The organism is Myxococcus sp. CA023, from assembly GCF_010998615.1.
Classification (GTDB): Bacteria; Myxococcota; Myxococcia; order Myxococcales; family Myxococcaceae; genus Myxococcus.
The window spans coordinates 1-414 of record NZ_JAAEAH010000218.1; the positions used below are offsets into that span (position 1 = coordinate 1).

Below are 414 nucleotides of genomic sequence, written 5' to 3' on the forward strand. Positions count from 1 at the left end.
CCTTCCTACCTCACTCAGTTGCCCCAGCAACTCCATGTAGTACTTCTCGCGCTGACCCCATAGCTGCTGCTTCATCCAACTGCGCCCAGCCAGCGCTGCCTTCACTTCCTCTGTGGCATGGGTGTTGGCGACCAACTGCATCTTGAGCGTCTCAAAATCAGCCGTGGTGGCGTAGTTCTCGCCCCGACGTTTCAGGGCCGCACCCGCGAAGGTCCCGGCCGCGGCGAGCACGACCATCAGCAGGTAGGGCCACCACGGCGGAGCCGATACCTGGGCGGCCACCAAGCGGGCGAGTTCTTGGATCTGATCTGATGTCATAGCGTCTCCGTCTCTGCCTGGGATGCTACCCGAGGCACCCGCACAGCCATTCTTCTCCTGCCTAGCGGCACATGAGCACGATCGACGATATGGTGA

General features: G+C 61.6%; 1 protein-coding gene. It reads right to left on the reverse strand.

All coding sequences use genetic code 11. The features are described from left to right. The coding region (locus tag F8M74_RS37355; protein ID WP_163884792.1) for a hypothetical protein at nucleotides 1-318 on the reverse strand (318 nt) is incomplete at its 3' end. Nucleotides 319-414 lie beyond the last annotated feature (96 nt).